General features: G+C 64.3%; 22 protein-coding genes. 16 read left to right on the plus strand and 6 right to left on the minus strand.

Annotated elements, in window-relative coordinates; all coding sequences use genetic code 11:
- Positions 1–400 precede the first annotated feature (400 nt).
- Both ABH915_RS10445 and ABH915_RS10450 read right to left on the minus strand, forming a co-directional pair.
- Positions 401–535, minus strand: coding sequence for a hypothetical protein (locus tag ABH915_RS10445; RefSeq protein ID WP_370120756.1), 135 nt, complete (start codon positions 533–535; stop codon positions 401–403).
- A gap of 134 nt (positions 536–669) precedes the next feature.
- Positions 670–1,122: an Lrp/AsnC family transcriptional regulator gene (locus tag ABH915_RS10450; RefSeq protein ID WP_370120759.1), complete on the minus strand. Its 453-nt coding sequence runs from the start codon at positions 1,120–1,122 to the stop codon at positions 670–672.
- A gap of 123 nt (positions 1,123–1,245) precedes the next feature.
- Between ABH915_RS10450 and ABH915_RS10455 the strand changes: the two genes are divergently transcribed.
- From ABH915_RS10455 to ABH915_RS10465, 3 genes are all read left to right on the plus strand, one after another.
- Positions 1,246–1,863 carry a LysE family translocator gene (locus tag ABH915_RS10455; protein ID WP_370120284.1) on the plus strand — a complete coding sequence of 206 codons (618 nt, stop codon included), beginning with the start codon at positions 1,246–1,248 and terminating at the stop codon, positions 1,861–1,863.
- Between the two features lie 127 nt (positions 1,864–1,990).
- The gene (locus tag ABH915_RS10460) at positions 1,991–2,983 is read left to right on the plus strand and encodes an IS481 family transposase (RefSeq protein ID WP_370120286.1); all 993 of its coding nucleotides are present in this window, start codon (positions 1,991–1,993) and stop codon (positions 2,981–2,983) included.
- A gap of 208 nt (positions 2,984–3,191) precedes the next feature.
- Positions 3,192–3,767 carry an RraA family protein gene (locus tag ABH915_RS10465; protein ID WP_370124985.1) on the plus strand — a complete coding sequence of 192 codons (576 nt, stop codon included), beginning with the start codon at positions 3,192–3,194 and terminating at the stop codon, positions 3,765–3,767.
- Positions 3,768–4,408: 641 nt separating this feature from the next.
- On the opposite strand, the gene ABH915_RS10470 is transcribed toward ABH915_RS10465, so the two are convergent.
- Positions 4,409–5,548, minus strand: coding sequence for an aminopeptidase P family protein (locus ABH915_RS10470; RefSeq protein WP_370120762.1), 1,140 nt, complete (start codon positions 5,546–5,548; stop codon positions 4,409–4,411).
- Between the two features lie 587 nt (positions 5,549–6,135).
- Between ABH915_RS10470 and ABH915_RS10475 the strand changes: the two genes are divergently transcribed.
- The 3 genes from ABH915_RS10475 to ABH915_RS10485 all read left to right on the plus strand — a co-directional run bounded on the left by ABH915_RS10475 (position 6,136) and on the right by ABH915_RS10485 (position 7,904).
- Entirely contained in the window at positions 6,136–6,582 is a 447-nt protein-coding gene (locus ABH915_RS10475) for a hypothetical protein (protein ID WP_370120765.1), read from the plus strand.
- Positions 6,583–6,678: 96 nt separating this feature from the next.
- Positions 6,679–7,065, plus strand: a complete 387-nt coding sequence (locus tag ABH915_RS10480; protein ID WP_026536819.1) for an SHOCT domain-containing protein — start codon at positions 6,679–6,681, stop codon at positions 7,063–7,065.
- Positions 7,066–7,361: 296 nt separating this feature from the next.
- Positions 7,362–7,904: an SRPBCC family protein gene (locus ABH915_RS10485; protein WP_370120768.1), complete on the plus strand. Its 543-nt coding sequence runs from the start codon at positions 7,362–7,364 to the stop codon at positions 7,902–7,904.
- 371 nt (positions 7,905–8,275) lie between these two features.
- On the opposite strand, the gene ABH915_RS10490 is transcribed toward ABH915_RS10485, so the two are convergent.
- Positions 8,276–9,448: a glutamate--cysteine ligase gene (locus ABH915_RS10490; protein ID WP_370120771.1), complete on the minus strand. Its 1,173-nt coding sequence runs from the start codon at positions 9,446–9,448 to the stop codon at positions 8,276–8,278.
- A 224-nt stretch (positions 9,449–9,672) separates the two neighbouring features.
- Here ABH915_RS10490 and ABH915_RS10495 point away from each other — a divergent pair, with 224 nt between their 5' ends.
- From ABH915_RS10495 to cls, 5 genes are all read left to right on the plus strand, one after another.
- Positions 9,673–9,834, plus strand: a complete 162-nt coding sequence (locus ABH915_RS10495; protein WP_370120774.1) for a hypothetical protein — start codon at positions 9,673–9,675, stop codon at positions 9,832–9,834.
- A gap of 174 nt (positions 9,835–10,008) precedes the next feature.
- Positions 10,009–11,445: an APC family permease gene (locus ABH915_RS10500; RefSeq protein ID WP_370120777.1), complete on the plus strand. Its 1,437-nt coding sequence runs from the start codon at positions 10,009–10,011 to the stop codon at positions 11,443–11,445.
- The gene (locus tag ABH915_RS10505) at positions 11,442–11,888 is read left to right on the plus strand and encodes a hypothetical protein (protein ID WP_370120780.1); all 447 of its coding nucleotides are present in this window, start codon (positions 11,442–11,444) and stop codon (positions 11,886–11,888) included. The genes ABH915_RS10500 and ABH915_RS10505 overlap by 4 nt, the downstream gene beginning before the upstream one ends.
- A 3-nt stretch (positions 11,889–11,891) precedes the next feature.
- Entirely contained in the window at positions 11,892–13,238 is a 1,347-nt protein-coding gene (locus ABH915_RS10510; RefSeq protein WP_370120783.1) for a dipeptidase, read from the plus strand.
- Between the two features lie 301 nt (positions 13,239–13,539).
- On the plus strand, positions 13,540–15,006 hold the full coding sequence (gene cls / locus ABH915_RS10515) for a cardiolipin synthase (RefSeq protein WP_370120785.1): 1,467 nt from the start codon (positions 13,540–13,542) through the stop codon (positions 15,004–15,006).
- 405 nt (positions 15,007–15,411) lie between these two features.
- Here cls and ABH915_RS10520 read toward each other — a convergent pair whose 3' ends face one another.
- Together ABH915_RS10520 and ABH915_RS10525 are read right to left on the minus strand one after the other, a co-directional pair.
- On the minus strand, positions 15,412–15,636 hold the full coding sequence (locus ABH915_RS10520) for a hypothetical protein (protein ID WP_370120788.1): 225 nt from the start codon (positions 15,634–15,636) through the stop codon (positions 15,412–15,414).
- Complete coding sequence (locus ABH915_RS10525) at positions 15,633–15,788, minus strand: NINE protein (protein WP_370120791.1); 156 nt, start codon at positions 15,786–15,788, stop codon at positions 15,633–15,635. Before ABH915_RS10525 ends, ABH915_RS10520 begins: the two co-directional genes overlap by 4 nt.
- 1,214 nt (positions 15,789–17,002) lie before the next feature.
- Between ABH915_RS10525 and ABH915_RS10530 the strand changes: the two genes are divergently transcribed.
- The 5 genes from ABH915_RS10530 to ABH915_RS10550 all read left to right on the plus strand — a co-directional run bounded on the left by ABH915_RS10530 (position 17,003) and on the right by ABH915_RS10550 (position 22,491).
- Positions 17,003–17,917, plus strand: coding sequence for a type II CAAX prenyl endopeptidase Rce1 family protein (locus tag ABH915_RS10530; protein ID WP_370120794.1), 915 nt, complete (start codon positions 17,003–17,005; stop codon positions 17,915–17,917).
- A gap of 260 nt (positions 17,918–18,177) precedes the next feature.
- A complete protein-coding gene (locus ABH915_RS10535; RefSeq protein ID WP_370120797.1) occupies positions 18,178–18,675 on the plus strand; it encodes a hypothetical protein in 498 nt (165 codons plus the stop codon).
- A gap of 486 nt (positions 18,676–19,161) precedes the next feature.
- Entirely contained in the window at positions 19,162–20,337 is a 1,176-nt protein-coding gene (locus ABH915_RS10540) for a zinc-binding dehydrogenase (protein WP_370120800.1), read from the plus strand.
- A gap of 56 nt (positions 20,338–20,393) precedes the next feature.
- Positions 20,394–21,068 (plus strand): hypothetical protein, encoded by a 675-nt coding sequence (locus ABH915_RS10545; RefSeq protein WP_370120803.1) that lies wholly within the window; start codon positions 20,394–20,396, stop codon positions 21,066–21,068.
- A 457-nt stretch (positions 21,069–21,525) separates the two neighbouring features.
- Complete coding sequence (locus tag ABH915_RS10550) at positions 21,526–22,491, plus strand: amidohydrolase family protein (protein WP_370120805.1); 966 nt, start codon at positions 21,526–21,528, stop codon at positions 22,489–22,491.
- The last annotated feature ends 400 nt before the right edge of the window (positions 22,492–22,891 follow it).

Consider the following 22,891-nt stretch of genomic DNA (forward strand, 5'->3'; position numbering starts at 1 on the left):
TCGACCATCGGGAAAACAGTCGTAGATGCAGGGTGGTCCGTCTCGGGCAACATCCCCTGGCGAGAACAAGTGCCTCCTGACGAGACGGTAACCATCAGATGGGTTTTAGCATCTGTCGGGGCGACGGTCACGTTGTGCGCACCTTGGTAAATGCCCCACGGCTTGGACAGCGGTATTGCTGCTTGCTCCTTCATGCCCAGGAGTGCTTGGAACTGTATGACATCGGATCAAATCCTCATGGCCATCCTTGGCGGCAGGCGGAAGTCCTGGGAAACTCTCGGCATGACCTCGAGGGCGTCCGGCATGACTTCCTCCGCCCGGTGCGGGGCCAGGACGCTACTGAGGAGGTGCTAAATGCTTGGGAGTTGCATCAGGTTGACCTGATATTCATAGGTCTCCGTCAGAGCAGCCGGTCGGCAGGCTCTTCCTGGGCAACACGGGACAGCGGATCCTGCTCGAGGCGGGCTGCCCTGTCCCCGCCGTCATTGCCCAACACGTCGCATAGGTCTGTTTTGATGTCGGCTGCCTGGGTCATGGCTGGGTTTGCGTCATGGGCATTGATAGGGGCTGACAGTTCGATGTCAGAGATTCGACTCGAGGAGCAGAGATTGCCCCCGCTTCCTAGTGAAGCTTCGACCGCCGCGTTCTTCCTGTAGTAATCGGTCTCGTTCAGAGTGGCAGTGGCCGGTTTTCGACGACGTTCTTCATGACCAGGGTAGAGCTCAGGCGCTGGACGCCGGGGAGGGTGGAGATTTGCTCGTCATAGAGCCGTTGGAACGCCCGTACGTCGCGGGCGACTACTTGGAGGAGGTAGTCGGGGTCTCCAAAGAGGCGGTGTGCCCGCAGGACGTTGGGCACGCCGGCAACGGCGTCTTCGAAGGCGGCCACGGTGTCGCGGTCCCCATCACGCATCGTGACGAAGACCAAGGCTTCAAAAGTGAGACCAAGTGCCTCGGCGTCCAACTGTGCCCGGTAGCCGCTGATGGCGCCTGACTGCTCCAGTGCCCGCAGCCGGCGGTGGCATGGCGACAGGCTCAGACCGACGCGTTCAGCCAGATCGGTCAGCGAGAGACGGCCGTCCATCTGCAGTTCAGCAAGGATATTCCTGTCCACGTTGTCCATGGAGAAAATTCTCCCTCAAAACAGCCTTTAGACCAAAGAACTTGGAAGCACATTCTGGCCGTACTTTCCTATGCTTTCTGTAGGACACAGACGCTCTGGGTCCGTCGTGCTAAGGAGAGAAATATGCCGTTCGGGACCGTGGCCGCATTTTGGGCGGTGTCTTTCCTGTTTGTGCTCACACCCGGGGCGGACTGGGCCTACGCGATTTCGGCAGGGCTGCGCCACCGGACGGTGTTTCCCGCTGTCGCCGGGCTGCTGAGCGGGCATCTGCTGGCCACCGCAGTGGTCGCGGCCGGCGTGGGCGCGCTCGTGGCCAGTTCACCGATGGTGCTGACAGTGCTGACAATCGTGGGGTGCGCGTACCTGGTGTGGCTGGGACTGGGGATGTTCCGGAACCCTTCGGTCCCGCACGGCAGCTTGGATCAGGTCGAGGGCAACTGGGCACGGCAGGCTCTGAAGGGCGCCGGGATCAGCGGCCTGAACCCGAAGGTCTTCCTTCTGTTCCTGGCGCTGCTGCCGCAATTCACGGACCCCAACCGGTCATGGCCGGTCGCCGGGCAGATCGTGGCACTTGGGCTGGTCCACGTCGCCAGTTGCGCCGTCATCTACACCGGTGTCGGCTCCGGCGCCCGTGCCGTGCTGCGAACCCGGCCCACGGCCGCCCGGACCGTGACCCGGATTTCCGGTGCAGCCATGATGCTCATCGGTGTGTTCCTGCTGGTTGAGCGGCTGCTGCACTAGTTGTACTGCCCAGGGACGTTGGTTCGGTGAATGTGATGACTCGCTGGAGTCGTTGACCCAAGGGTGAGGACCTCCGGTTGCACAGTGGAGTTGCTTAGACAACCGCTGCAGCGACCAGGAGGTCCTCGTGTCCCACGCTAATGCCGCTTTGACTCCACGCCAACGTTTGCGCGTCGCGCGTCTGGTCGTAGAACACGGCTGGCCGGTGTCCCGGGCTGCCGAGCAGTTCAATTGCTCCTGGCCGACGGCGAAACGGTGGGCAGCCCGCTACGCCGCGATGGGTGAGGCCGCCATGGCCGACAGATCCTCGCGCCCGCACCGGGTGGCGAACCGGACGCCGCAGCAGCTGGTGCGCAAGGTGGTGCACCTGCGCTGGAAGCAACGGCTGGGGCCGGTCGCGATCGGCGCGAAGCTGGCCATGCCGGCCTCGACCGTGCACGCGGTTCTGGTCCGGTGCCGGCTGAACCGCCTGCACCACGTGGACAAGCGCACCGGGGAGGTCGTCCGCCGGTACGAGCACGAGACGCCTGGAGCGATGATCCACGTCGACGTGAAGAAGCTCGGCAACATCCCCGACGGCGGCGGCTGGCGCTACGTCGGGCGGCAGCAAGGAGACCGGAACCGGGCAGGAACCCCGGACAAGGCGCGCAGCAGACACCGCGGGCCACTGATCGGGACCGCCTATGTCCACACGGTCATCGACGACCACTCCCGGGTCGCCTACGCAGAGATCCACGGCGATGAAACAGCGGCCACCGCAGTTGGAGTGCTCAGGCGTGCAGTGTCCTGGTTTGCCGCCCGCGGCGTCACCGTTGAGCGGGTCCTCTCCGACAACGGCTCGGCCTACAAATCCCACCTCTGGCGCGACACCTGCCGTGAAATGAACATCAAAGCAAAGAAGACCCGCCCCTACCGGCCCCAGACCAACGGCAAGATCGAACGCTTCCACCGCACCCTGGCCGACGGGTGGGCGTTCCAGCGCTTCTACGCCACGGAATCAGCCCGCAGAAACGCCCTCCCGGCATGGCTGCACCACTACAATCACCACAGGCCCCACACCGCAATCGGAGGCCAGCCGCCCATCAGCCGCTTAACCAACCTCCCTGGGCAGTACAACTAGAGGAAGACGCTCCCGGCGCCGCTGCGGGACCACCTCGGCGCCAACCACCCCCAACCCTCGAGGAGAATACCCCTGATGGAATCAGAACAGCTTCACCGGACCTACCTGGACCTCACCACCCCGCACGTCGCAGACGCGTGCATGCGCCTGGACATAGCTGTCCGCTGCGCCCCGCCGGGAACCGTGCCACTGTGGGAGCGGCACGCACCTGGTCGGCCGCGCCCGTCCGGCCAGACACTTTGGCAGCGTCGACGTCTTTCTCGAGGCCATTGACCGTGCCGAACCCGGAGAGGTCCTGGTCGTAGACAACGCCGGCCGTCAGGACGAAGCCTGCGTCGGCGACCTGGTCACCCTGGAAGCCAGCCGGGCGGCCCTGTCCGGCATCCTCATCTGGGGACTGCACCGCGACACCGCGGAGCTGCGGACCATCCGCCTGCCAGTATTCAGCCTGGGCGCCCTGCCCGTGGGACCCCAACGCCTCGACCCGCGTGACCCGGCAGCCCTCGAGTCTGCAATGTCCGGTCCTCACAGCGTCACCGCCGCTGACTTCGTACTGGGCGATGACGACGGAGTGCTGTTTATCCCCCTCGACCGCGCCGACGAGGTAGCCCAGGTGGCGACGACCATCCGCGACACAGAACGCGCGCAGGCAGCACGCATGCACCTCGGCAACACGCTCAGGAACCAGGCAAGCCTGGCGGAGTACATCGCGGCCCGGGAAGCCAACCCGCAAACGACTTTCCGGCAGCACCTCCGCTCCATCGGCGGAGAAATCGAAGAATAGCGCAATCCCGCAGATTCAGCGCCGCGGCCATCTGCGAAGCGAACGTGCGGGGAACGCGGGTTTTTGGGCCGGCTCAGAATGGCCAATTTGGGGTGTGTACAACGTACACACTTTGGGCTTCGGACCAGGTCGTTCTGGTGCCGGATTGGTACGAACTCCGTATGTTTCCGCGGGAGCCCAATGTCTGCAAGGGCTGGAATGCAGTTCGAGTCCCACCTCGGGCACGTGTTTTCCCTGTTCAGGGCTTGCGGGCCGCCGAGTGTGTACAAATCTCGTTTTATGGGCCCCTGCGGGGCCCATTTTTTGTTGGTGACAGTTGCGGGTCCGGGGGCTCCTTCTCTGCACTTGGGCAGCGGTGTTGCTGCTTACTCCTGCATGGCCGGGGGCGCTTGGAACTGCATGACTTGCTGAGACTTGGGGATCAAATTCTCGTGATCGTCCCGGTCGGCCGCCGGAACGCATGGGAACCTCTCGTCATGCCCTCGATGATGTTCTCGGGCATCGGTAGGGGCAGGGCGAACCGATTGGGCTTGGTGGCCACCGGGGTGCCGCCGGCCCGGCCAGCCGCCAGGGCTTCGTAGAGTCACGGCCGTTTCCGCTCCTTCGGGTCACTCCTTCTTCACCAGTGACCCGTCTGCTAGCTAGTGGACGATTCTCATCTCGTGCGAGGTCTGATTGAGTCGCCGTCCGCCGTCGGGAACGACCGTCACAATGTCTTCGATCCGTACGCCGAACCTGCCCGGCAGGTAGATTCCGGGTTCGATCGAGAAGCACATGCCGGGGTGGAGGAGTTGGGTCTCGCCCTCGACCATGTACGGCGGCTCGTGAGTCGTCAGCCCGATTCCGTGCCCGACGCGGTGAATGAAGTTGTCGCCGTAGCCGGCTTCAGTGATCACCGCCCGGGACACGCGATCGATCTCCTGGCACTCGACGCCTGGCCGCACGGCCTCGAACCCGGCCTGTTGTGCGAGCCTGACGACGTCGTGAACCTCTCGCTCCTCGGCGGTGGGTTCGCCGACGTGCACGGTCCGCGTCGTGTCTGATCCGTAGCCGTGTTTGAGGCCGCCGAAGTCGAGCACCACCATGTCTCCGTCCTCAATGATCCGCGGGCCGATCTCGTGGTGAGGGTTGGCTCCGTTCGGGCCCGAACCGACGACGGTGAAGTCCACCTGCGAATGACCGAATTGGCGAAGTAGGTCGGCGAGATCAGAACCGACGTCGGTCTCGCTGCGCCCAGCGAACCGCACGGTGACGATCTCCTCGTACGCCTGGTCTGCGGCCGCGCCGGCCGCCGCCAGCCGCTCGATCTCGTCGTCATCCTTGATCGCCCGAAGCATCGGCAGGGCCGTCGTCATCGAGACGTAGGACGACTTGGGCAGCCGATCCTGCAGGCCGAGGAGGTGCATGGCCCAGGCCGAGTCAGAGACGGCATAACGTCCGGTGCCGGCCATCAGCGTCGCAGATTCCGTGTAGGGGTCGCTCCCGTCGGTCCAGTCGGTGATCCGCAGATTCGAGGCGCCGCCGGCCGCTTCGGCGTCGGGCCGCTCGAGCCTCGGAACGATCATGGCGGGTTCCGCGTCGACGGGGATCACGAGCATGGTGATGCGTTCAGTGATGGCCACGGGTGCATACCCGGTGAGGTACAGCAGGTCCGGTCCGGGAGTGACCAGGATGCCGTCGAGCCCGGCATCCTCGGCGGCGCGGGCTGCTCGCCGCAACCGCCCGGCGAAGTCAGCGGCGGTGAACGGAGCCGGCTCGGAAGGGCTGCGGTGATCGCTCATGGTTCGCATTCTCGTGCGCGGGGCACCACGGGTCAACCCATCGCCCGGACGGCCGCTCAAGCTCTGGAAGCACCAGTCAACTCTGGAATCACCAGTCGCGCGTGAGGCGATGGTCTGTCGCTGCGGACACGCAGCGTGATGAGACGCGCCAGCGGCGCCCCACTCGTGCCGGACATCCCCGCGTGGCTGTTCAAGAATCGGAATGTGCCTCCACCGTGCAGTACGGGCCTTTCTTCGAAGGTGAGCTGCTGCCGATGCGCTCCCCGCGAACCGCCTGGCTGCTGGCATTGTTCATGGCCTTCACCGGCGTCATCGGGGCTCCCGTCACCGGGACCCTCACAGCCACCGTCACGGCCATGGATGCACTGCTGAACCAGACGCCGCCGCCATCTGCTGCCCAGCCCGCCGCCGGTACGAGGCCCCGCGGCGGGCGGCTATTTCATGGCGGGGCACCTTGGGATTACGGCTGCTGCCACCACGTATCACCTTCCCCGGATGAGGTCCGGACCCACCGTGCGGGCAGACAATGGTCGGACTTGCGTGTGGCAGGGCTCCCTGCCGCAATCCATTTCGGAAAGGAGCCATCCGTGTCCAGACCACACCCGATTCTTGCAGGATCGATCGCAGCCGGGGCAGCCATAGCATTGCTCACCGGCTGCGGCCCCTCCAGCCCCGGCACGGCCGTCAGCAGTGCCAGAGCGGAGAAGAACGTTTCGCAGGCCTGCGCCGCTGCCAGTGCCTTCGCCGGATCCCTAACAAATTTCAAACAGACACTAAAGCCGGGCGCCACGATAGAACAGATCAAATCGGCGCGAGAACAGGTCGCGAAGTCCTACGACGACCTGGTCAAGGCCAGCCAGGACGTAGCCAAAGACGAGATGGACGCCGTTAAAACGGCCGAAAACAAGTTCGACGCGGCCGTCAGAGCCGTCCCGGATGACGCCACCCTGACCCAGGCGGCCGCATCCCTGCGGGACGACGCCGCCAACGTCCAGGCCGCGGTCAGTGACCTCCAGACGGCGACCAAATGCTGACCTTGAGGGTTCTCCGATAGGCAAGCAGCCAGCCTCAGCCCTGCCCCGGCTGCATTCCCGTACAACACCGCTCCAACCGAAAGCAGGGAAGTTGACATGAGTTTCTGGGAAAACTTTTGGGATATTTTCTGGTGGTTCTTCCTCGTATACGCGTTCATCGCCTTCCTCTGGGCTTTGTTCGCCGTCATCGGCGACTTGTTCCGCGACGACCACCTGAGCGGCTGGTGGAAAGCCGTCTGGATCCTCTTCCTGCTCTTCGTGCCCTTGTTGGGTGTACTGGTGTACGTGATTGCCCGCGGTAAGGGCATGACGGAGCGGTCCATGGAACGGGCGCGGGCGAACCGGGAGGCCTCGGATGCGTACATCCGCAGCGTCGCTGCAACGAGTCCGAGCGACGAGATATCCAAAGCCACGGCTCTCCGCGACTCCGGAACTATCAGCGCTGATGAATTTGAAAGGATCAAGACCAAGGCCCTGGTCTGAGAGCGCCGTCGACCCGGTCTGACGCTCCATCAATGGACTCTCTGGCTGCGCACAGGAAGCCGGGCTAGTATCCGGCTATCACTCCGTTTTGAATAGGGGAATCCCTTGTCCGAAGAATCAGTAGGGAACGTCGTGCCCGTGATGCACGAACTGCCGGCCGCGGAGGGCTGCCGTGTCAGGGCCGTCCAGAACGCGGCGCTGCCCATTGCCGGCCCTATCGGCCTTGGAGCCTGCCCATGCCTGGACTGTCGCGCCGGTGGTCCGGTCCTGCGGCCGTTGCCTTGGGTTGCGGGCTGATGTCTACAGACCAGGTGCCCACAACCCGGCGCGCTCCCGGCCAGGGACAAGGTAAGTCCAGGCACTCCGTCGGTGCCGAGACACTGATCAACGCCCGATGCTCAACTGTTTGGGACGTCATCACCGATGCACAGAACTACACCGTGTGGGAATCCGGCATCACCCGCATCAGGGGCGAGCTGCGCAGCGGTGGCACCATCAGAATCCGCACGCTCACCGGAGGGAACCGCAGCTTCCGGCTGCGCGTCCGGCAGATGCCCGGCGAGGAGATGACCTGGACGCGGGGCCTGCTCACCGGCGTGCGCACCTTTACGCTTGAACCCCTGGGCGGCATGACACGCCTGCGAGTAAATGAGGAGTTCACAGGGCCGCTTTGCGGAATTCTGCTCTGGGAGTTCGTGTCAGACACCCAGCAGACTTTCAACGATTACATTGATGCCGTCAGGAAACGTGCCGAAATCCTCGGCCGACACCCTCACATCACGGGTCATGGGCACCAGCCAAGCGGCGCGCAGCGTCCAAGAGAGCCCGACGCCGCCTGAACGACCTCCGGGTCATGCTTCGCGACGGCCTGACGTTGCGACACCGGTTCTCTGCCGCGACACCGTCACGGCCGGTCGGGGAGCGTATCTGCTGGATGACCACGAGATCGTGAGGCGGGGCCTGTGCCAGCGGCTGGGGTCTGATGGTCTGAGCATCGCCGGGGAAATGGGGTTCCGCGCGTGAGGCGGTCCGGCGGTGCAACCGCCAGATCAGAATCCGGGATCCATCCAATGGCATTCCAGGCTCCGGCAAGCTGGTGATGTGCCATCTCCCCGGGGAGAAACCTAAGGCGGGGCACGCTCTCAGGGACCGCACCCGTTTGGGCGTCCGCTGGTGCGGCCGGCTGTGCCTTCCTGTCTTGTGGGGTCAGTCAGCTAGTTTGCAAGCGCCGGGACCGGCGATGAGGGGTCGGGCCGGTCCCGTGGGTGTGTCCGATGGCCTCGAGCACCACGGCGGGCAGGCTTTGGGTGCTCATCATGATCTCGCGCTGCCGGCGTGCACCTGTGCCGGAGGCCAGGATCCGGGCCGCTTCCGAGGTCACTTGCTCCTCGTCCCCGCTGTCGGCCAGGGCTGGCCGGATATGGGAGAGGAGGACCTGGACAGCTTCGGCGGCCGGGCATGGAATGTTCAGCAGGGGGTGCAGGAGGGTGTCGTCGACCCCTGATTGACTTGCCCTCCACGCCGCCAGGCGCAGTTGCCCGGCTGACAGCCGGGGCGCAGAAATCCCGGCGCGCCATTCCCGGGCGGCCCGTTCAACGAGCGCCCGCACTATCGCGGCAATCGCGGCCGCGTGCGAGGCCTCCATGCAGACGTCGGCTATGCGTATCTCCACCGTCGGATGGTTTCGGGAGAGGCGCGCGTCGAAGTACACCATGCCTTCGTCGAGGAGTACGCCCGTTGTCAGCAGGGATTGCACGTGCTTGTGGTATGCCCGTTCTGATCCGAACCTTTCGCTGGGCCCGGCGGTCGGCCACCGGTTCCAAGCCTGGTAGCGGAAGCTCGCGTATCCGGTGTCGGCGCCCTGCCAGAAAGGGGAGTTCGCGCTCAGCGCCAGCAGCACGGGCAACCAGACCCTGATTCGGTCCAGGACTGCCACCCCTTCCTCACCGTCGGTGATTCCGACATGAATATGGAAGCCGCAGGTGAGTTGCTCCCGGAGCGTCAACCCGAACCGGTTTGCCATGTTCAGGAACCGGGGCTGCGGTACGAGGGTAGGAGTGGCCGGGACGGGACTGGTGGCAACGGCGACCGCTCGTGCACCCACCGAACGGGCCGCCTCGTCGGCAAGCCGCCGGCCCTCTCGGACGCCCGCAATCACTTCCTGAAGCGTGGAACAGACAGGGCCAACGGCCTCAAGCTGCTCTTGCTGGACTTCCAAAGCCAAGGATGGGCCGCCACTGGTTTCAGGGTGCTGCGGCGCGTTGGCCAAGCACGCTTCCGCGGCGGGAACGGGCTGCCCCGTCGTGGCATCGACGAGCAGGAATTCCTCCTCGACGCCGAACGTCCTTTGAACTCCGCCGCCAGAACGGTTGGGTCTCGTCATTGAAGAATTCAAGGCAGCTCCTAACAGGAAGGCTTCCAGCCCTGCCACTGCAGGGCGGCTGCCAATGAAGCTATACAGCCTCCTCCACGAGCCATGATCCCCGGCCCGCTCGCGCTGCTGATTTCCCCAGAATAACCCCGATGAAAGCACGCCGGAAGGAAAAGCCAAGCAGACCGTCATCCAGACGCTCGCGGGTACCGAGGTGAGGACGGTGTCATGGACCTTTGCCCAGTCCTCTGACCGTCAACACCCTGGTGCCCGCGCCGGCACGCGTCAATGAACCCGCCACCGTCGCCGCGCTGGTGGTCATTCTTGCCTTGGCCCTGACCATCGATCTGCTCTGGAAGCGCACCCGAAGCCGCCGAGTTAGCACCATAGACACCTGACGTAAAGAGGAGATGGGGCCTATTCCCGGCGAATTTGGAGGTTCATGCTGTAGGCACCGAGCACATTTTGTGATAAGGGGGCAGTGGCATGTTCCAAGAGTCAACTAGCCCCAGGCGGATTAGTTCCGCCTGGCCCGTGGTCTCCACCACGGAGCATCACGGGATGTGGCTCCCGTGAGCGAACAGGCAGTGTCCCGGCCGAAGGCGCCACCGGCCGTGTGGATCTCATGGGTGGCGCTGGCGCTGATGACCACGAGTTCGGTGGCCAGTTTGCGCGCGGCCCCGACCATGGCCGTATACGGCCTCGCTTCAGTCTTCCTCTACGTGGTTCCGGCGATCGTCTTCCTCCTGCCCACGTCCCTCGTGTCCGCCGAACTGGCGTCCGGATGGAAGGGCGGCATCTATAACTGGGTATCGTCCGGAATCTCCAAACCGATGGGCTTTCTGGCCGTGTGGTGCCAGTTCGCGATGACGATCTTCTACTATCCGACCCTGTTGGGGTTCGTCGCAAGTACGCTCGCCTACGTCATCAACCCGGCGTTGGCCAGCAGCGGAGTGTGGACGGCCTTGGTGATCGTGGTCGCCTACTGGTCCGGGGTGTACGTTTCATCCCGCGGCACCAAGGGCGTAGCCGGCTTGGCCAGCGGTGGCCTGATCATTGGCACCCTGATCCCCGGCGCCCTCCTAGTGATCCTGGGCGCCGTCTACCTCGGCCAGGGAAATCCGTCCGCCGCACCGATGACCGCGGCCAACTTCTTCCCCGAGTGGGCGGGCCTGGCCAGCCTGGTGCTGATTGTCAACAACTTCCTGTCCTACAGCGGCATGGAAATGAACGCGGTGCACGTGTCCTCCCTCAAGGACCCGGGCAAGGAGTACCCCAAGTCGATGTTCCTGGCCATGGGACTCGTACTGCTCATCTTCATCCTGCCGGCGCTGGCGATCAGCTGGATCGTCCCGGCCGATGAGCTCTCTCTCACTGCCGGTGTCATGCAGGCCTTCGACGCAGTGCTGGCTTCCTTCAACCTGCAGGCTCTGACGCCGATCCTTGGAATCATGCTGGTCGCAGCCGCCCTCGGCGGCATGCTGACCTGGCTGGCCGGTCCGTCCAAGGGCCTGCTGCTCATCTCACGGGAGGAGGGCTACCTCCCGCCCTTCTTGCAGAAGTTGAACAAGAACGGCGTTCAGCAGAACCTCCTGGTCGTCCAGGGACTCATCACCACCGTGATCGCGCTCGGCTACGCGCTGATCCCGGATGTCTCCAGCGCGTACTGGATCTTCTCGGTGATCACCACGCAGGTCTATCTGATCATGTACCTGCTGATGTTCGTGGCCGCGGTCCGGCTCCGCCGCAACGACCCGGAACATGCGCGTGGATTCCGGGCGCCAATGTTGGTCGGGCTGTGCGGCGTCGGATTTACCGCCTCCCTGGCCGCCCTGCTCGTTGGGTTCGTCCCGCCGTCGCAGTTTGGCAACGGCAATCCGGCCGTCTATTTCCTGATCGTCGCCGGCGGCGCACTGGGACTTGGCCTGCTCGTGCCATTTCTCTTTTACAAGTTCCGCAAGCCCTCGTGGAAGCTGCCCGCCCAAGAAACGGAGGAGCCTAAGTCATGAGCACCCACCAGGAGTCCTCGACCAAGCGCAGCCGCTCGGTCGTCTACATCGTTGCCATGGTCCTGCTCGTGCTGTTCGCCGTCGTCGCGCTGCTGAATTTCAGGTCGGCGAGGGAAACCCAACAATCCCTGGCGAAGGCCGATCAGCTGATCGCCGAGATCAATGCGGCAGGGGGGACTGCACCCTCGCGCGAACAGATCGCCCGGGTGCTCGGTGACGACGGCGGCGCCGTCTGCGCGAACCCGAACAACGCCCTGAGCCGGGCCACCTTCCACAGCCAGCTGACAAACGGCGCAACCGGGCCCGGCAACAGGCCGGTGATCGCGAACGACCGCGTCGCCAAAGGCGAGCTCGCAATTATCAAGATCTACTGCCCGGATCAGCTGGCTGATTTCCAGCAGTTCATCGACAACCTGAAAACGTACAATCCGGGTGGTGGGTGAGCCGTGGATCTGCGCTCCCGCATTGCCGATCTGATGCGTCCGGCACAGAGCGAGCTCGCCGAATTCGTGGCTATCCGGTCGGTCGCAGACCCCAGGCAGTTCCCTGTCGAGGAGTGCGCCAAGGCTGCCCGATGGGTGCTCGACAAATTCGCTGAGCTCGGATTTTCAGATGCCCGCCTCGAGCGAACCCCGGACGGCTCCGACGCTGTGATCGGCTCCAGACCAGGCCCCGACCCGGATGCGCCCACCGTGCTCCTCTACGCCCACTACGACGTCCAGCCGCCCCTCAATGACGCCGCCTGGCGAACGCCGCCCTTCGAACTCACTGAAGCCGGCGGGCGCTGGTACGGGCGCGGCGCCGCCGACTGCAAGGGCAACATCCTCGCCCACCTCCTCGCCCTCAGAGCGCTCGGCAACGACATACCGGTGAACCTGAAGCTGGTAGTCGAGGGGTCGGAGGAACAGGGCACCGGCGGGCTGGAAGCGTTCGTCGCGAGCCACCCTGACCTGCTCCGTGCCGACACCATCCTGGTCTGCGACACCGGCAACGCCGCCGTGGGCCACCCCGCCGCGACCGTGACCCTCCGAGGGATGGTCAATGTCGTGGTGACCGTGGAGACGTTGACATCAGAACTGCACTCCGGCATGTTCGGCGGTCCGGCCCCCGATGCCCTCGCCGCCCTGATCGCCATGCTGGCGTCACTGCGGGACGGACAAGGCAACACGACGATCACGGGCTTGGGTAACACCCAGACCTGGACCGGCGCGCCCTATCCACCCGAGCAGTTCCGCGCCGACGCCGGCGTCCTTGAGGGAGTCTCGTTGTTGGGAGACGGCAGTGTGTCCGACATGCTCTGGGCGCGACCGGCCGTCACAGTGCTCGGCATCGACTGCCCGCCGGTAACCGGCTCGACGGCGTCGATCGTGCCGCGGGCGTCCGCGCGCCTGAACCTGCGCGTCCCGCCAGGCATGGCGGCCGACGATGCCCACTCGGCGTTGGTCGAACACCTCAAGGCGGCCGCACCCTGGGGTGTCCACGTCGCGGTGGACCTTGAAGCCATCGGGTCACCTTTCCAGGCGGCAGTCGGCGGCCCGGCCTTTGAAGCCATGAGTGCCGCGATGTCGCAGGCCTACGGGCGGCCGATCACAACCCTGGGGCAAGGGGGATCGATCCCGCTGTGCAACGTGTTCGTTGACACCTACCCGGACGCGGAGATCATCCTGCTCGGCGTCGAGGAACCCCTCGCCCTCATCCATGCACCGAACGAGAGCGTCGATCCAAACGAGATCAGCGCTCTGGCCGAATCCCTGGCACTGTTCCTCCGACGCTACGCCGCCCTGCAGGGCTAAGTTTGCCACAGGAACCCGCCGCGCAATCAGTTAGTTCCCGCGCTGCAACGGAGGTCGAGGTTTCAGGCATATCAGGGATTTCACCCGCAGCGGGTGAGGCCCATGCCGGGCCTGATGCCAACAATGGTCATACCCGCCATTGGCAGGGCTGAGGGACAGGGCCGTCCCGGAAACGAGAACGCATCTTTGAGAGCAGGAATAACAAATGAGTTTCCGGGAGAACTATTCGGATATTTTGACGGAACCAAGAGCCGGGTGCTGGTCTGACGGCGTTCGCGCCTTGAAGTACGTTTAGGCAGTCGTGCGCGGATTCTTCCAGGACGCCGAATCGTTTACCTTGCTCCTGCTGGCGGCCCACATACTGCTCGTGACCGTCGCAGCTGTCCTGGTGTCGATGAATCGCCGCCCATCCTCTGCCATTGCCTGGGTGCTCGCCATAATTTTCATACCGATCCTTGGTGCCGTCGCGTATTTCTTTGTTGGTTACTCGAAACTGCCCAAGGCACGCAGGGAAAAGCAGCGCGAAGTCAACGCTCTTGTCTTGGCGCGGACTGAAGGCAGCCCGCTCGTTAGCCGCGGGCTTGATTGGCCGGATTGGCTGCATTCGGCCGTGGTGCTGAACAGCAACCTTGGGGCGCTCCCTATGGTCGCGAATAACAGTGCGACCCTGTTGGGCGACTACAACGGAGCTTTCGATGCCATGATTGCTGACATTGATTCGGCCACGAGTTATGTCCATGTGGAGTTTTACATCCTGGTTTTGGACGCAACGACAGAGCCGTATTTTCAGGCGCTGGCCCGGGCGCGACGACGCGGCGTTGACGTGCGGGTTCTGTCCGATCATCTGGCTGGCCTGAAGTTCCCCGGCCGGAAAGAAACCTTGGAGTTCCTCCAGGAGATAGGGGCGGAGTATCGCCCCATGCTGCCGGTGCGGCCGTGGCGTGGCGAATGGCAGAGGCCGGACCTGCGCAATCACCGGAAGATCTGTGTAGTCGATGGCCGCGTGGGATTCACGGGGTCCCAGAACGTCATCGACGCGAGCTACGACACGAAGAGCAACCTGAAGCGCGGGCTCCAGTGGCACGAGTTGATGATGCGCGTTGAGGGACCTGTGGTTCGGGAGCTGGATGCGGTGTTCGCGACCGACTGGTACAGCGAAACGGGTGTGATACTGCCCCTGGATTCCAGCGCAATAGGCGTCAGCCATCATTCTGCGCTCGTCGACGCACAGGTCCTGCCCAGTGGCCCCAGCTTCGACAACGACAACAATTTGAAGCTCTACGCGACGCTTATCCACAAAGCTGAGCGTCGCGTCAGCATCACCAGTCCATACTTTGTCCCGGACGAATCCATCCTGATGGCTATTGTCACGGCAGCCGGGCGGGGGCTAAGCGTCGAGCTCTTTGTTTCCGAGGTGGGGGACCAGAGCATGGTCTACCACGCTCAGCGTTCGTACTACGAAGCACTGCTCCGCGCCGGCGTCAGGATTTATCTTTACCGGTCGCCCAAGGTGCTGCACTCCAAGCACTTCACCATCGATGAGGAGGTTGCGGTGATTGGGTCCAGCAACATGGATGTGCGTTCCTTCAGCCTCAACATGGAGGTATCGGTACTTGTGCACGGGCGCGATTTTGTGGACGCAATTCGCGGGATCGAAGACGGGTACCGCGTGGAAAGCCGCGAGCTGCAGCTCGAGGACTGGATCCGGCGGCCCATAGCCCAAAAAGTATTCGACAACCTGGCGCGCCTGACCGCGGCCCTTCAATAGGGAACAGGTTCAGAGCCGACGGTCAGGTCCGGTTCCTTCCCTTGTAGTCCCCCTGTCGTCGTAGCCCAGGGGGTGTGACGGCGCACCGTGACGCTACCGGGGGAGCCTGTATTCCTGGGCCGTAAGGTGCCAGAGGGTTCCGGTGGTGCTGACGATCAGTGTGTAGGTCCCCGGAGCCAGGCTGACGCCGATCGCCCCCGGCGCCGGCCTTGGCCAGGGACAGCACGGTGAGGGCCGGTCCTTTCACAGGCTGGAGATAAGCAACGGCGGCCCCGATGAAGCTGTACTCGATGTGGAGCCTGCCGGTCAGGGTCACGAGCGGGCCCGGGGGCTTCGTGCCGGACGCCTCCGCGACGGTGACCCATTCTTTCGCCGGGGGCGGCGGGGCCGGATGCAGCAGCGCGTTCAACGCGGCAACTGTGGCGGTGACAGAGTCCCGGTGACGGGGGCGGCGCTGACGCAGACCACCGCACCGGCGAGGGTGATGACCAGGACAGTCGAGGCCAGGCGCAGACCGCGGCGCAGGGAGTTGGTCCCGGCCAACGGCATGGATGCCCCATCGGCGGCGTATTCATTGGTGATCCCGAACAGGTCAATGGCCCACCAGATGCCGGCGCCGCCCAGCGTCAACAGCTCAGGGTGCCAGTAACCGGCTTGTGGAGGTAGAACCTGTCCGCGCCGGCGAAGCCCAGGAATAGTGCCAGCAGCCACGCTGTGCGCAACGAACGCATCGGCGGCAGGTCACCGTCGAAGACAAGCCCGTCGTGCTCGGTCAGGGGCACATTCTCGAACCTGGAACAGCCGCGTCCGGATGTCCACGGTCATCCGGGGCGCTTGCGACATGCACCGGTCCGGCACGGATCCTGCCCGGGAGAATGGAACCCCGTCAGTGGCTGTGACCTGGATATCTATGGACCCTCCGGTTGGCCGGCCACACCACGAATCCACCGGGGGCAAGCCTTTACACCGAGTAATCCAGAAGTAACCATTGGTGGATGACCCCACCTGCAGAAACCCTCACCGTAGCTCTGGAAGATGTAGGCGCTACCTCATGGTGGGCCAGGATACTGACGATCCTTGGTTCCCAGTACGGAAGCACCCAGCGGCGTTTTGTGGGCCAGATCGACGGGAAGACCCGGTACAAGAGCTCGACCTTTCCCGTTGTGGGATCGGTCGGCCCGGTATCCCCTCAAGAGCAATGGGCTCCGGGGATGACGGCGGCGCTGGAAGAACTGCAGCGGGATCTGGCCAGGGACGGCTGGGGACAGACCTCCCGGGGAGGGATCCACGGCCCTCGGTACCCAGCAAGCGAACGCTCTGACCCGCTAGAGCCTGGAATCGGTCCCAGAATCATCTCCACACAGAGTGCTACACGCAGGGATTTCTCATCTAATTCGAGATTCTGTTCTCGCATGCAGCGATCCCTTCTCACCATCCACTGTCGGCAGGCAATCAGGAACGCGCGCCTGACCTGCGTAGATATAAGAAGACCTCGGCGACGAATTCTCGCATCTGGTTCAACTCCAATTCCTGAGCCTGTGCCGGGACTTATGGCAGGTTCCAGCCGGCAGGGGATCCATCAGACTGGAGCAAAGAAGGCAGGAGACTCAACCATGACTGTTCTTGTTGCCTATGCAAGCGAACTGGGGTCCACCCGGGAGATAGCTCAACATGTGGCCTCCCGCATGGCGGTTGCAATGGGCGAGGTTGAGTGCCGTTCGGTGGAGGAGGCCAAGACGTGTGGACGGATCAAATTGCAGCCCAACTCGCTAAACCTGCCTCTCCCACGTCTCCAGACAACGTCACGGCAATGTTTCGACAGGATTGAGTTCCTGGCGTATCCCCGCAGCGAGGCAGGATGCCGGCCGCACCCGGCGGGGCCAGACCGGACACGACTAGTGAACGCTCCGGACATGTCAGGCAGGCGTCCAAAGCCTCTGCCCAGAAACGTCCTACCGGCATCAAACCATGAAGTAAGAGCGAAAGGACGGTCCTGATGACCGTTCGGGTTGGAAACTGGCGCGCCTGGATGTGGTCCATCTGGCTGGTCGCGGCGATGTCATTGTTGGCGGTCCTTGACCTGACGGTCTATGGCGTGGTGGTGCCCGCCTCGGCGCTCTTGCTGGCCGTGATTTCCGGCCCTGCGGTCTGGCGCCGGCAGGGAGTCGATAAATTGGACCTCATCACGGTGGCGGCTCTCTATCTCGCGGTCGTCGCACTGTTCCGTGTGGCCTTCGCCGTATTCACCGTCACGAACGTGCCGGGCCTGTTCCTTTGCTTTGGTGCAGGAATGGTCTTGGGTGTCGCGGGCCCCGTCTTCTACACCGTTAGGCGGGGACGGCCGCTGTCCGACCTGGGGTTGTGGCTGGGTAACTGGAAGCTGGCGGTAGCCCTGGGATTGATTCTGGCGTCCATTCAGTTCGCCATCACACTCTTCGGGTATCCCCTGCCGGAACCGGTCGGCTGGGTGCCACTGCTTGTCATGTCCTTGACCGTGGGCGCCTTCGAGACCGTGTTCTTCCGCGGTTTCGTCCAGACTCGCCTCAGTGCCAGTTTCGGCCGGGCACCCGGCATAGCAATCGCTGCAGCACTGTACGCCGCATACCACATCGGGTACGGGATGAGCGGCGAAGGTATGGTCTTCCTCTTCGGGCTCGGCATCGTCTACGCGGTCGCGTTCGCTCTGATCCGCAACTTTCTTGTGCTGTGGCCCTTGCTCACCCCACTGGGTTCGTTCTTCAACAACCTCAACACCGGAGAGATCGAGCTCCCCTGGGCCGCCATCCTGGGCTTCGCCGACGTGCTGGGTCTCATGGCCGCTTCGATTTGGCTGGCTCAGAGGCGGCTGCGGCGGAGAAGGAAACAGCAGTTGCAACGGGAGGACGCGGACAAAGCAAGGCTCCGTGAATGACACGTCCGCGACCGGTCCGGACTACCCCGTAACAAGGAACCGGGCACGGTCGCACGGGCGTGGGATGTCATCAATGATCGGTCTGAATGCACCCAGTCTCGGCGCGGGCAGGGTCGCTGGCAGTTTTGCCTTGGCCCGGCGGTGGGTGGGGAGGTGAAATGCGCGGCCGCAGTTAACAACTGACCTGCACTGCCGTCCTGGCTTTTGAGGGGGACGGCGCGTACCTGCCGCTAGGTGGCTTAGTATCCGGGAGGCAAAGAATGGAACAGCTGATCCCCTGGCTTGTATTTTGCACGGCATTCCTTGCTCTGAGCCTGTGGAAGCCCGCGGCTGCACGGATCTTCCTCGGCGTCTTCTTCATCATCATGGCGGTGGCGGTAAATCTTGTATTAAGCCTGGTGGCACCGGGGTTGTTCGTGACACTCGGTACGGATGATCCGCTGCTTTCTTTCTACGTGTGGGCGTTCCAAAACGTCGTGGCCCTTTCCCCGCAAGGTTTCGGTGCACTGGCAGCGGCGGGCGAGCTCACCGTAGGGCTGCTGATTCTCAGTCACGGACGGAAAGTCAAGATCGGCCTCGCGCTGGCGGTCGCGTTCCTGCTGCTCATCACGCCCCTGGGAATATGGACCCTGCCCAACCCGGTGATGGCTGCAGGCGCGGCTTGGCTGATGACCAAGGACTTCCCTCGAAGCCTGGTCCAGATTCTGCACGCAAGGCGCCGCCGTGCAGAGACGCACATACGCGAGGGCACCGCGTGAGCCGGCCCTCCAGTGGAGCTCAACAGGCTCTCCCAAACGGAAAGCCCCCGCGCCGCCCTGCGCGGTGGTCATGTCACCGACGGGCGGAATCCGTTTCATGGATGACATCGAGCAGTTCACTGAAACACCGGCATACCAACGAGAGCGGGCCGGCACCGTCTGTTGCAGAAGTGGCGAAGGCCTCCGCAGAGGCCATGCCCGAGTCTTCCGATGGGGAAGCAACGGCGGAAATGGGCAGATGTTCGTCGACCATGGGTGTGAACGTCAGCGTTATATGGCCTAGTTCCAGCAGCCTTATGTGGCACGACCCCGATAGCGGAACCCTCACCGCAATCCTGGATCTGGGTCAGGAGCCTGCCTCCACTGAAACCTCCGTGCGAGGCGAATGGCCCTAGCCTGCGTCTTCGGGAGTTGTGACAGTGGAGAGGAACCACACGCAGTGGGTTCTTTCCTCTCACTCCTGAGATCGTGCTCCTGGAGGTTCTCATGGCAGCTGTACGGCGATTTCTCGGGATCCACGCGATCCCGTCACACTCCGATCTTGCCTTGCTCTTGTCCTGGGGCCATCTCGTGCTCGCCGTCGGGGTTCGGCACGCGGGCGCCCTCGCGGCCCTTGGTGCAGCCCCGGAGACAGCGCAGCGGTCGGCACCCGCGGAGTACCGCAGCGTGGTCGCGGTCCGGGCGGGCGGTCCGGAGGTGCTGGAGGTTGCGCGCCGCCGGCTGTCGGAACCCCGAAGGGGTGAGGCGAGGGTCCGGGTCGAGGCCTGCGGCGTGAGTGCCGTCGATGTGCAGATGCGCCAAGGACTGTCGACATATCCGCCGCGGTTCCCATTCACACCCGGCTATACCGCGGTCGGCGTGGTGGACGCCGTGGGGGAAGGCGTCACCGCCGTCGCACCGGGGGATCGGGTGGTGGTGCTAACGGAGACGGGCGGATACGCAGAGTACGTCTTCGTGCGCCGGCACCCGATGATGCGGATCCCCGCCGGCCTGGATGCGGTTGAGGTGGTGGCCGTGGCCCTGAACTACCTGGTGGCCCACCAGGCACTCTCCCGTGCTGCCCGGATCCGGCGCGGGCAGGTGGTCCTGGTCACCGGGGCCGCCGGTGGGATCGGCACGGCCATAGTGCAGCTCGGTCAGTTGCTGGGATTAAGGATGTACGGGGCCGCCGACGCCGCGAAGCACTCCTGGCTCACCGACCACGGGGTGGTTCCCGTCGGCTCGCGGGGTGCGGACATCGTGGACGCCGTTCGGCGTCTCGAGCCTCAAGGGTTGGACGCGGTGCTCGACGGGGTGGGCGGTGAGTGGGTGGACCATGCCCTGGCGGTGCTCCGTTCCGGGGGCGTGCTGGTGGAGTACGCGAATCCCGGAAGCCCGGGCAGGACCCTGCGCCTGCTGCTCCGGGCGGTGCGCCACAACCTGGCTGGGCGCGGGGCGAGGATCCGGTCCTACAGCACAGGGCTGTGGCGACTTGACCGCCGTCCGTTGCTGGCGGCCTGGGCCACCCTCTACGAGCTGCTCGAGGCCGGGCGGATCCGCCCGGTGATCGCCGGCCGCTTCCCGCTGCCGGAGGCGGCCCGGGCCCACACGCTGCTGGAGGGCGGAGACGTCATCGGTGCCCTCGTCCTGATCGCGTCGCCTGCGGAAGCCGCAGAGGGATGACAGGCTCCGGCGCGGGCGCAGCCGGACGCCGGATATATGGACGAAGGGATCCCCCCATGAGCGCGGCACGGGCGCAACCGCCCGAACCAGATGCTGGAGGCGCAGGTGGCCCTCGGCTGCTCATGGACCAGTTCCTGCCGGAATACGGCCTCGCCATCGTGCACGCAGACGTGTTCCGGGCACCCCCGGCCGAGTGCTACGAGGCGGCCCGCGAGATGGACCTCTTCCAGGCCCCGCTGGCCCGGGCCCTGCTCCGCCTCCGGGCACTGCCGCAGCGTGTGGCAGAGACCGTGACGGGACGCGGGAGGACACGCGGCGCCGCGGCGCCCCGGGGTACGTTTCGGCTCAAGGACATGGTCGGCTTGGGCTGGATCCTGCTCGGTGAGACCCCGGGGGCAGAGATGGTCCTGGGTCAGGTGAGCCGACCCTGGAAGTCGGTCCCAGCCGCCGCAGATGTACCCACCACCCCCGAGCAGTTCGCCGGCTTTAGCCAGCCGGGGTACGCCAAGATCGCCGCCAGCCTGAGGATTGATCCCTACGGGATCGGCTCCTCGATCGTGACAGTTGAGACGCGTGTCGCCATCAGGGACGAGAAGAGCCGTCGCCGGTTCCGCCGCTACTGGGCGCTCGTCGGCCCCTTCAGTTCCCTGATCCGTCGAATGGCGCTGCGCCAGCTCGCCCACGAACTCCGACGACCCGGCCCGCAAGACGACGGTGCAGCCGGGGCATGAAACCCAAGGGGCGCACAGATGCGCCCGTGGCATGAAAGCAGAGAACGGCATGACGACGATCAAGGGCTCCATCCTCATCCGACGCCCAGGCGAGTCAGCCGATCCTCAAAGGGGGATCTGAAGACCACCACTCAAAATTGGGCCGGGGCGTCGCCGCGATCTGCATCGGCGCCGGCCCCGGCCTCGCCGTCGTCCTCGAAAGGGTCACAGCCGCCGCGAAGAGCTGAACGATTCTAGGCCGCGTTCGAGCTGCTGGCGGACGTCGCTGTCTAGGGTAGCGCCTAGGGTGTCGACCCATTAGGGAAATCCCGGGTCCGAAACCGATTACGCGGCGGGGAATCCACGGCGGTTAGGCAGCGTCCCGTGGTCTGCACCAGGGCCCGTTCTGCGAGTAGATTGTTAGAATCCGCTGATAGCCCGCAGATCAGTGAAATGAACATGTTGGCAGGGGATTCGGATGGGCCCGCCGTACCGTATCGACACTCACCAGCACATCGTTCCGCCGGGGTATGCGCGGTGGATGCGTGAAAAGGGGATACAGCCCGGTGGGATTGGTCTGCCGTCGTGGTCCGAACGCTCCGCGTTGAAGTTCATGGATACGCACGACGTGCAGACCGGCATCCTTTCCCTGTCCACGCCCGGCGTCTATTTCGGGGATGTGATGGAAGCGCGGTTGAAGGCGCGGGAGGTCAACGAGTTCTGTGCGGAGGTGGTGGCCGCACGGCCGGATCGGTTCGGCTTCTTTGCGACGCTCACACTGCCGGACGTGGAAGGTGCCCTAGCGGAGGCCCGGTACGCCCTGGACACACTTCTCGCGGACGGGATCGTGTTGCTGGCCAACAACGACGGCCGCTACCTCGGAGATCCGGGTTTTGAGCCTCTGCTGGGGTTCCTGCACCACCGCCGGGCCGTGGTCTTCATCCACCCCGGTGACCTTCCGGCGCCTGCGGTGCCGGGCATTCCGGCCTTTGCCGCGGATTTCATGCTCGACACCACCCGCACGGCGATTAGCCTGGTCCTGTCCGGTGCGATGGAGAAGTTCGCCGGGATCAAGTTTGTCCTGGCCCATGCAGGCGGCTTCGTGCCCTACATCGCCTACAGGATCCTGCTGACGATGCTCCTCGACAGGGATCTGGCTCTCAGCGCGCTGGCGGCGTTGGGAGATAAGAAGCAGTCCATCCTGCGACGTTTTTACTACGACGTCGCCCTGTCTGCCAGCCCGGCGGCGTTGCCCAGCCTGCTCGAGGTAGCTGACCCGGGCCGCATCACATACGGCACTGACTTCCCGTTCGCCCCCTCTGCAGCGATCGATTTCCTGAACATGCAGTACGAGAATTATCCTCTGGATCCCGAAGTGCGCGCGGCGATAGACCGCGGCAACTCCGAGGCGCTGTTTCCTCGTCTCAGCCCTGATCGGCATTAGGCCATTGAGGGCGTTCCGCCCCGTAGCCGGCTATCTAGCGAGGGCATACGCGGGGGTCGTCTTGTCATGGCCTGCCACCGGACCATGGGCCCGGTCCGTGGCCTCACGGCTCCAGCCCATGCTCCAGCGGACAGTGCTGTTGTCGCGTCAAGCCTGACGGAGGGTGTGTTTGACTAACGGCGGATCCATGGTCGGGCCGTCTCGGGGTTGGAAGACGAGGAAGGCGGGCATCGGCGAAGGCCTCCCCATCCCTTTCGTCAATTCCGGGCTTCGGATCGGGTCGTATATCGGCAGGACCGGCTCGGATCGGCGATGTTATCGGGGGAGTGGCGGATTTCCAGGGTCTGGAACCCGGTTCGAGTCCCACCTCGGGCACGTGTTTTCCCTGTTCAGGGGCTTG

Source organism: Arthrobacter sp. MW3 TE3886, from assembly GCF_041262145.1.
GTDB lineage: Bacteria > Actinomycetota > Actinomycetes > Actinomycetales > Micrococcaceae > Arthrobacter.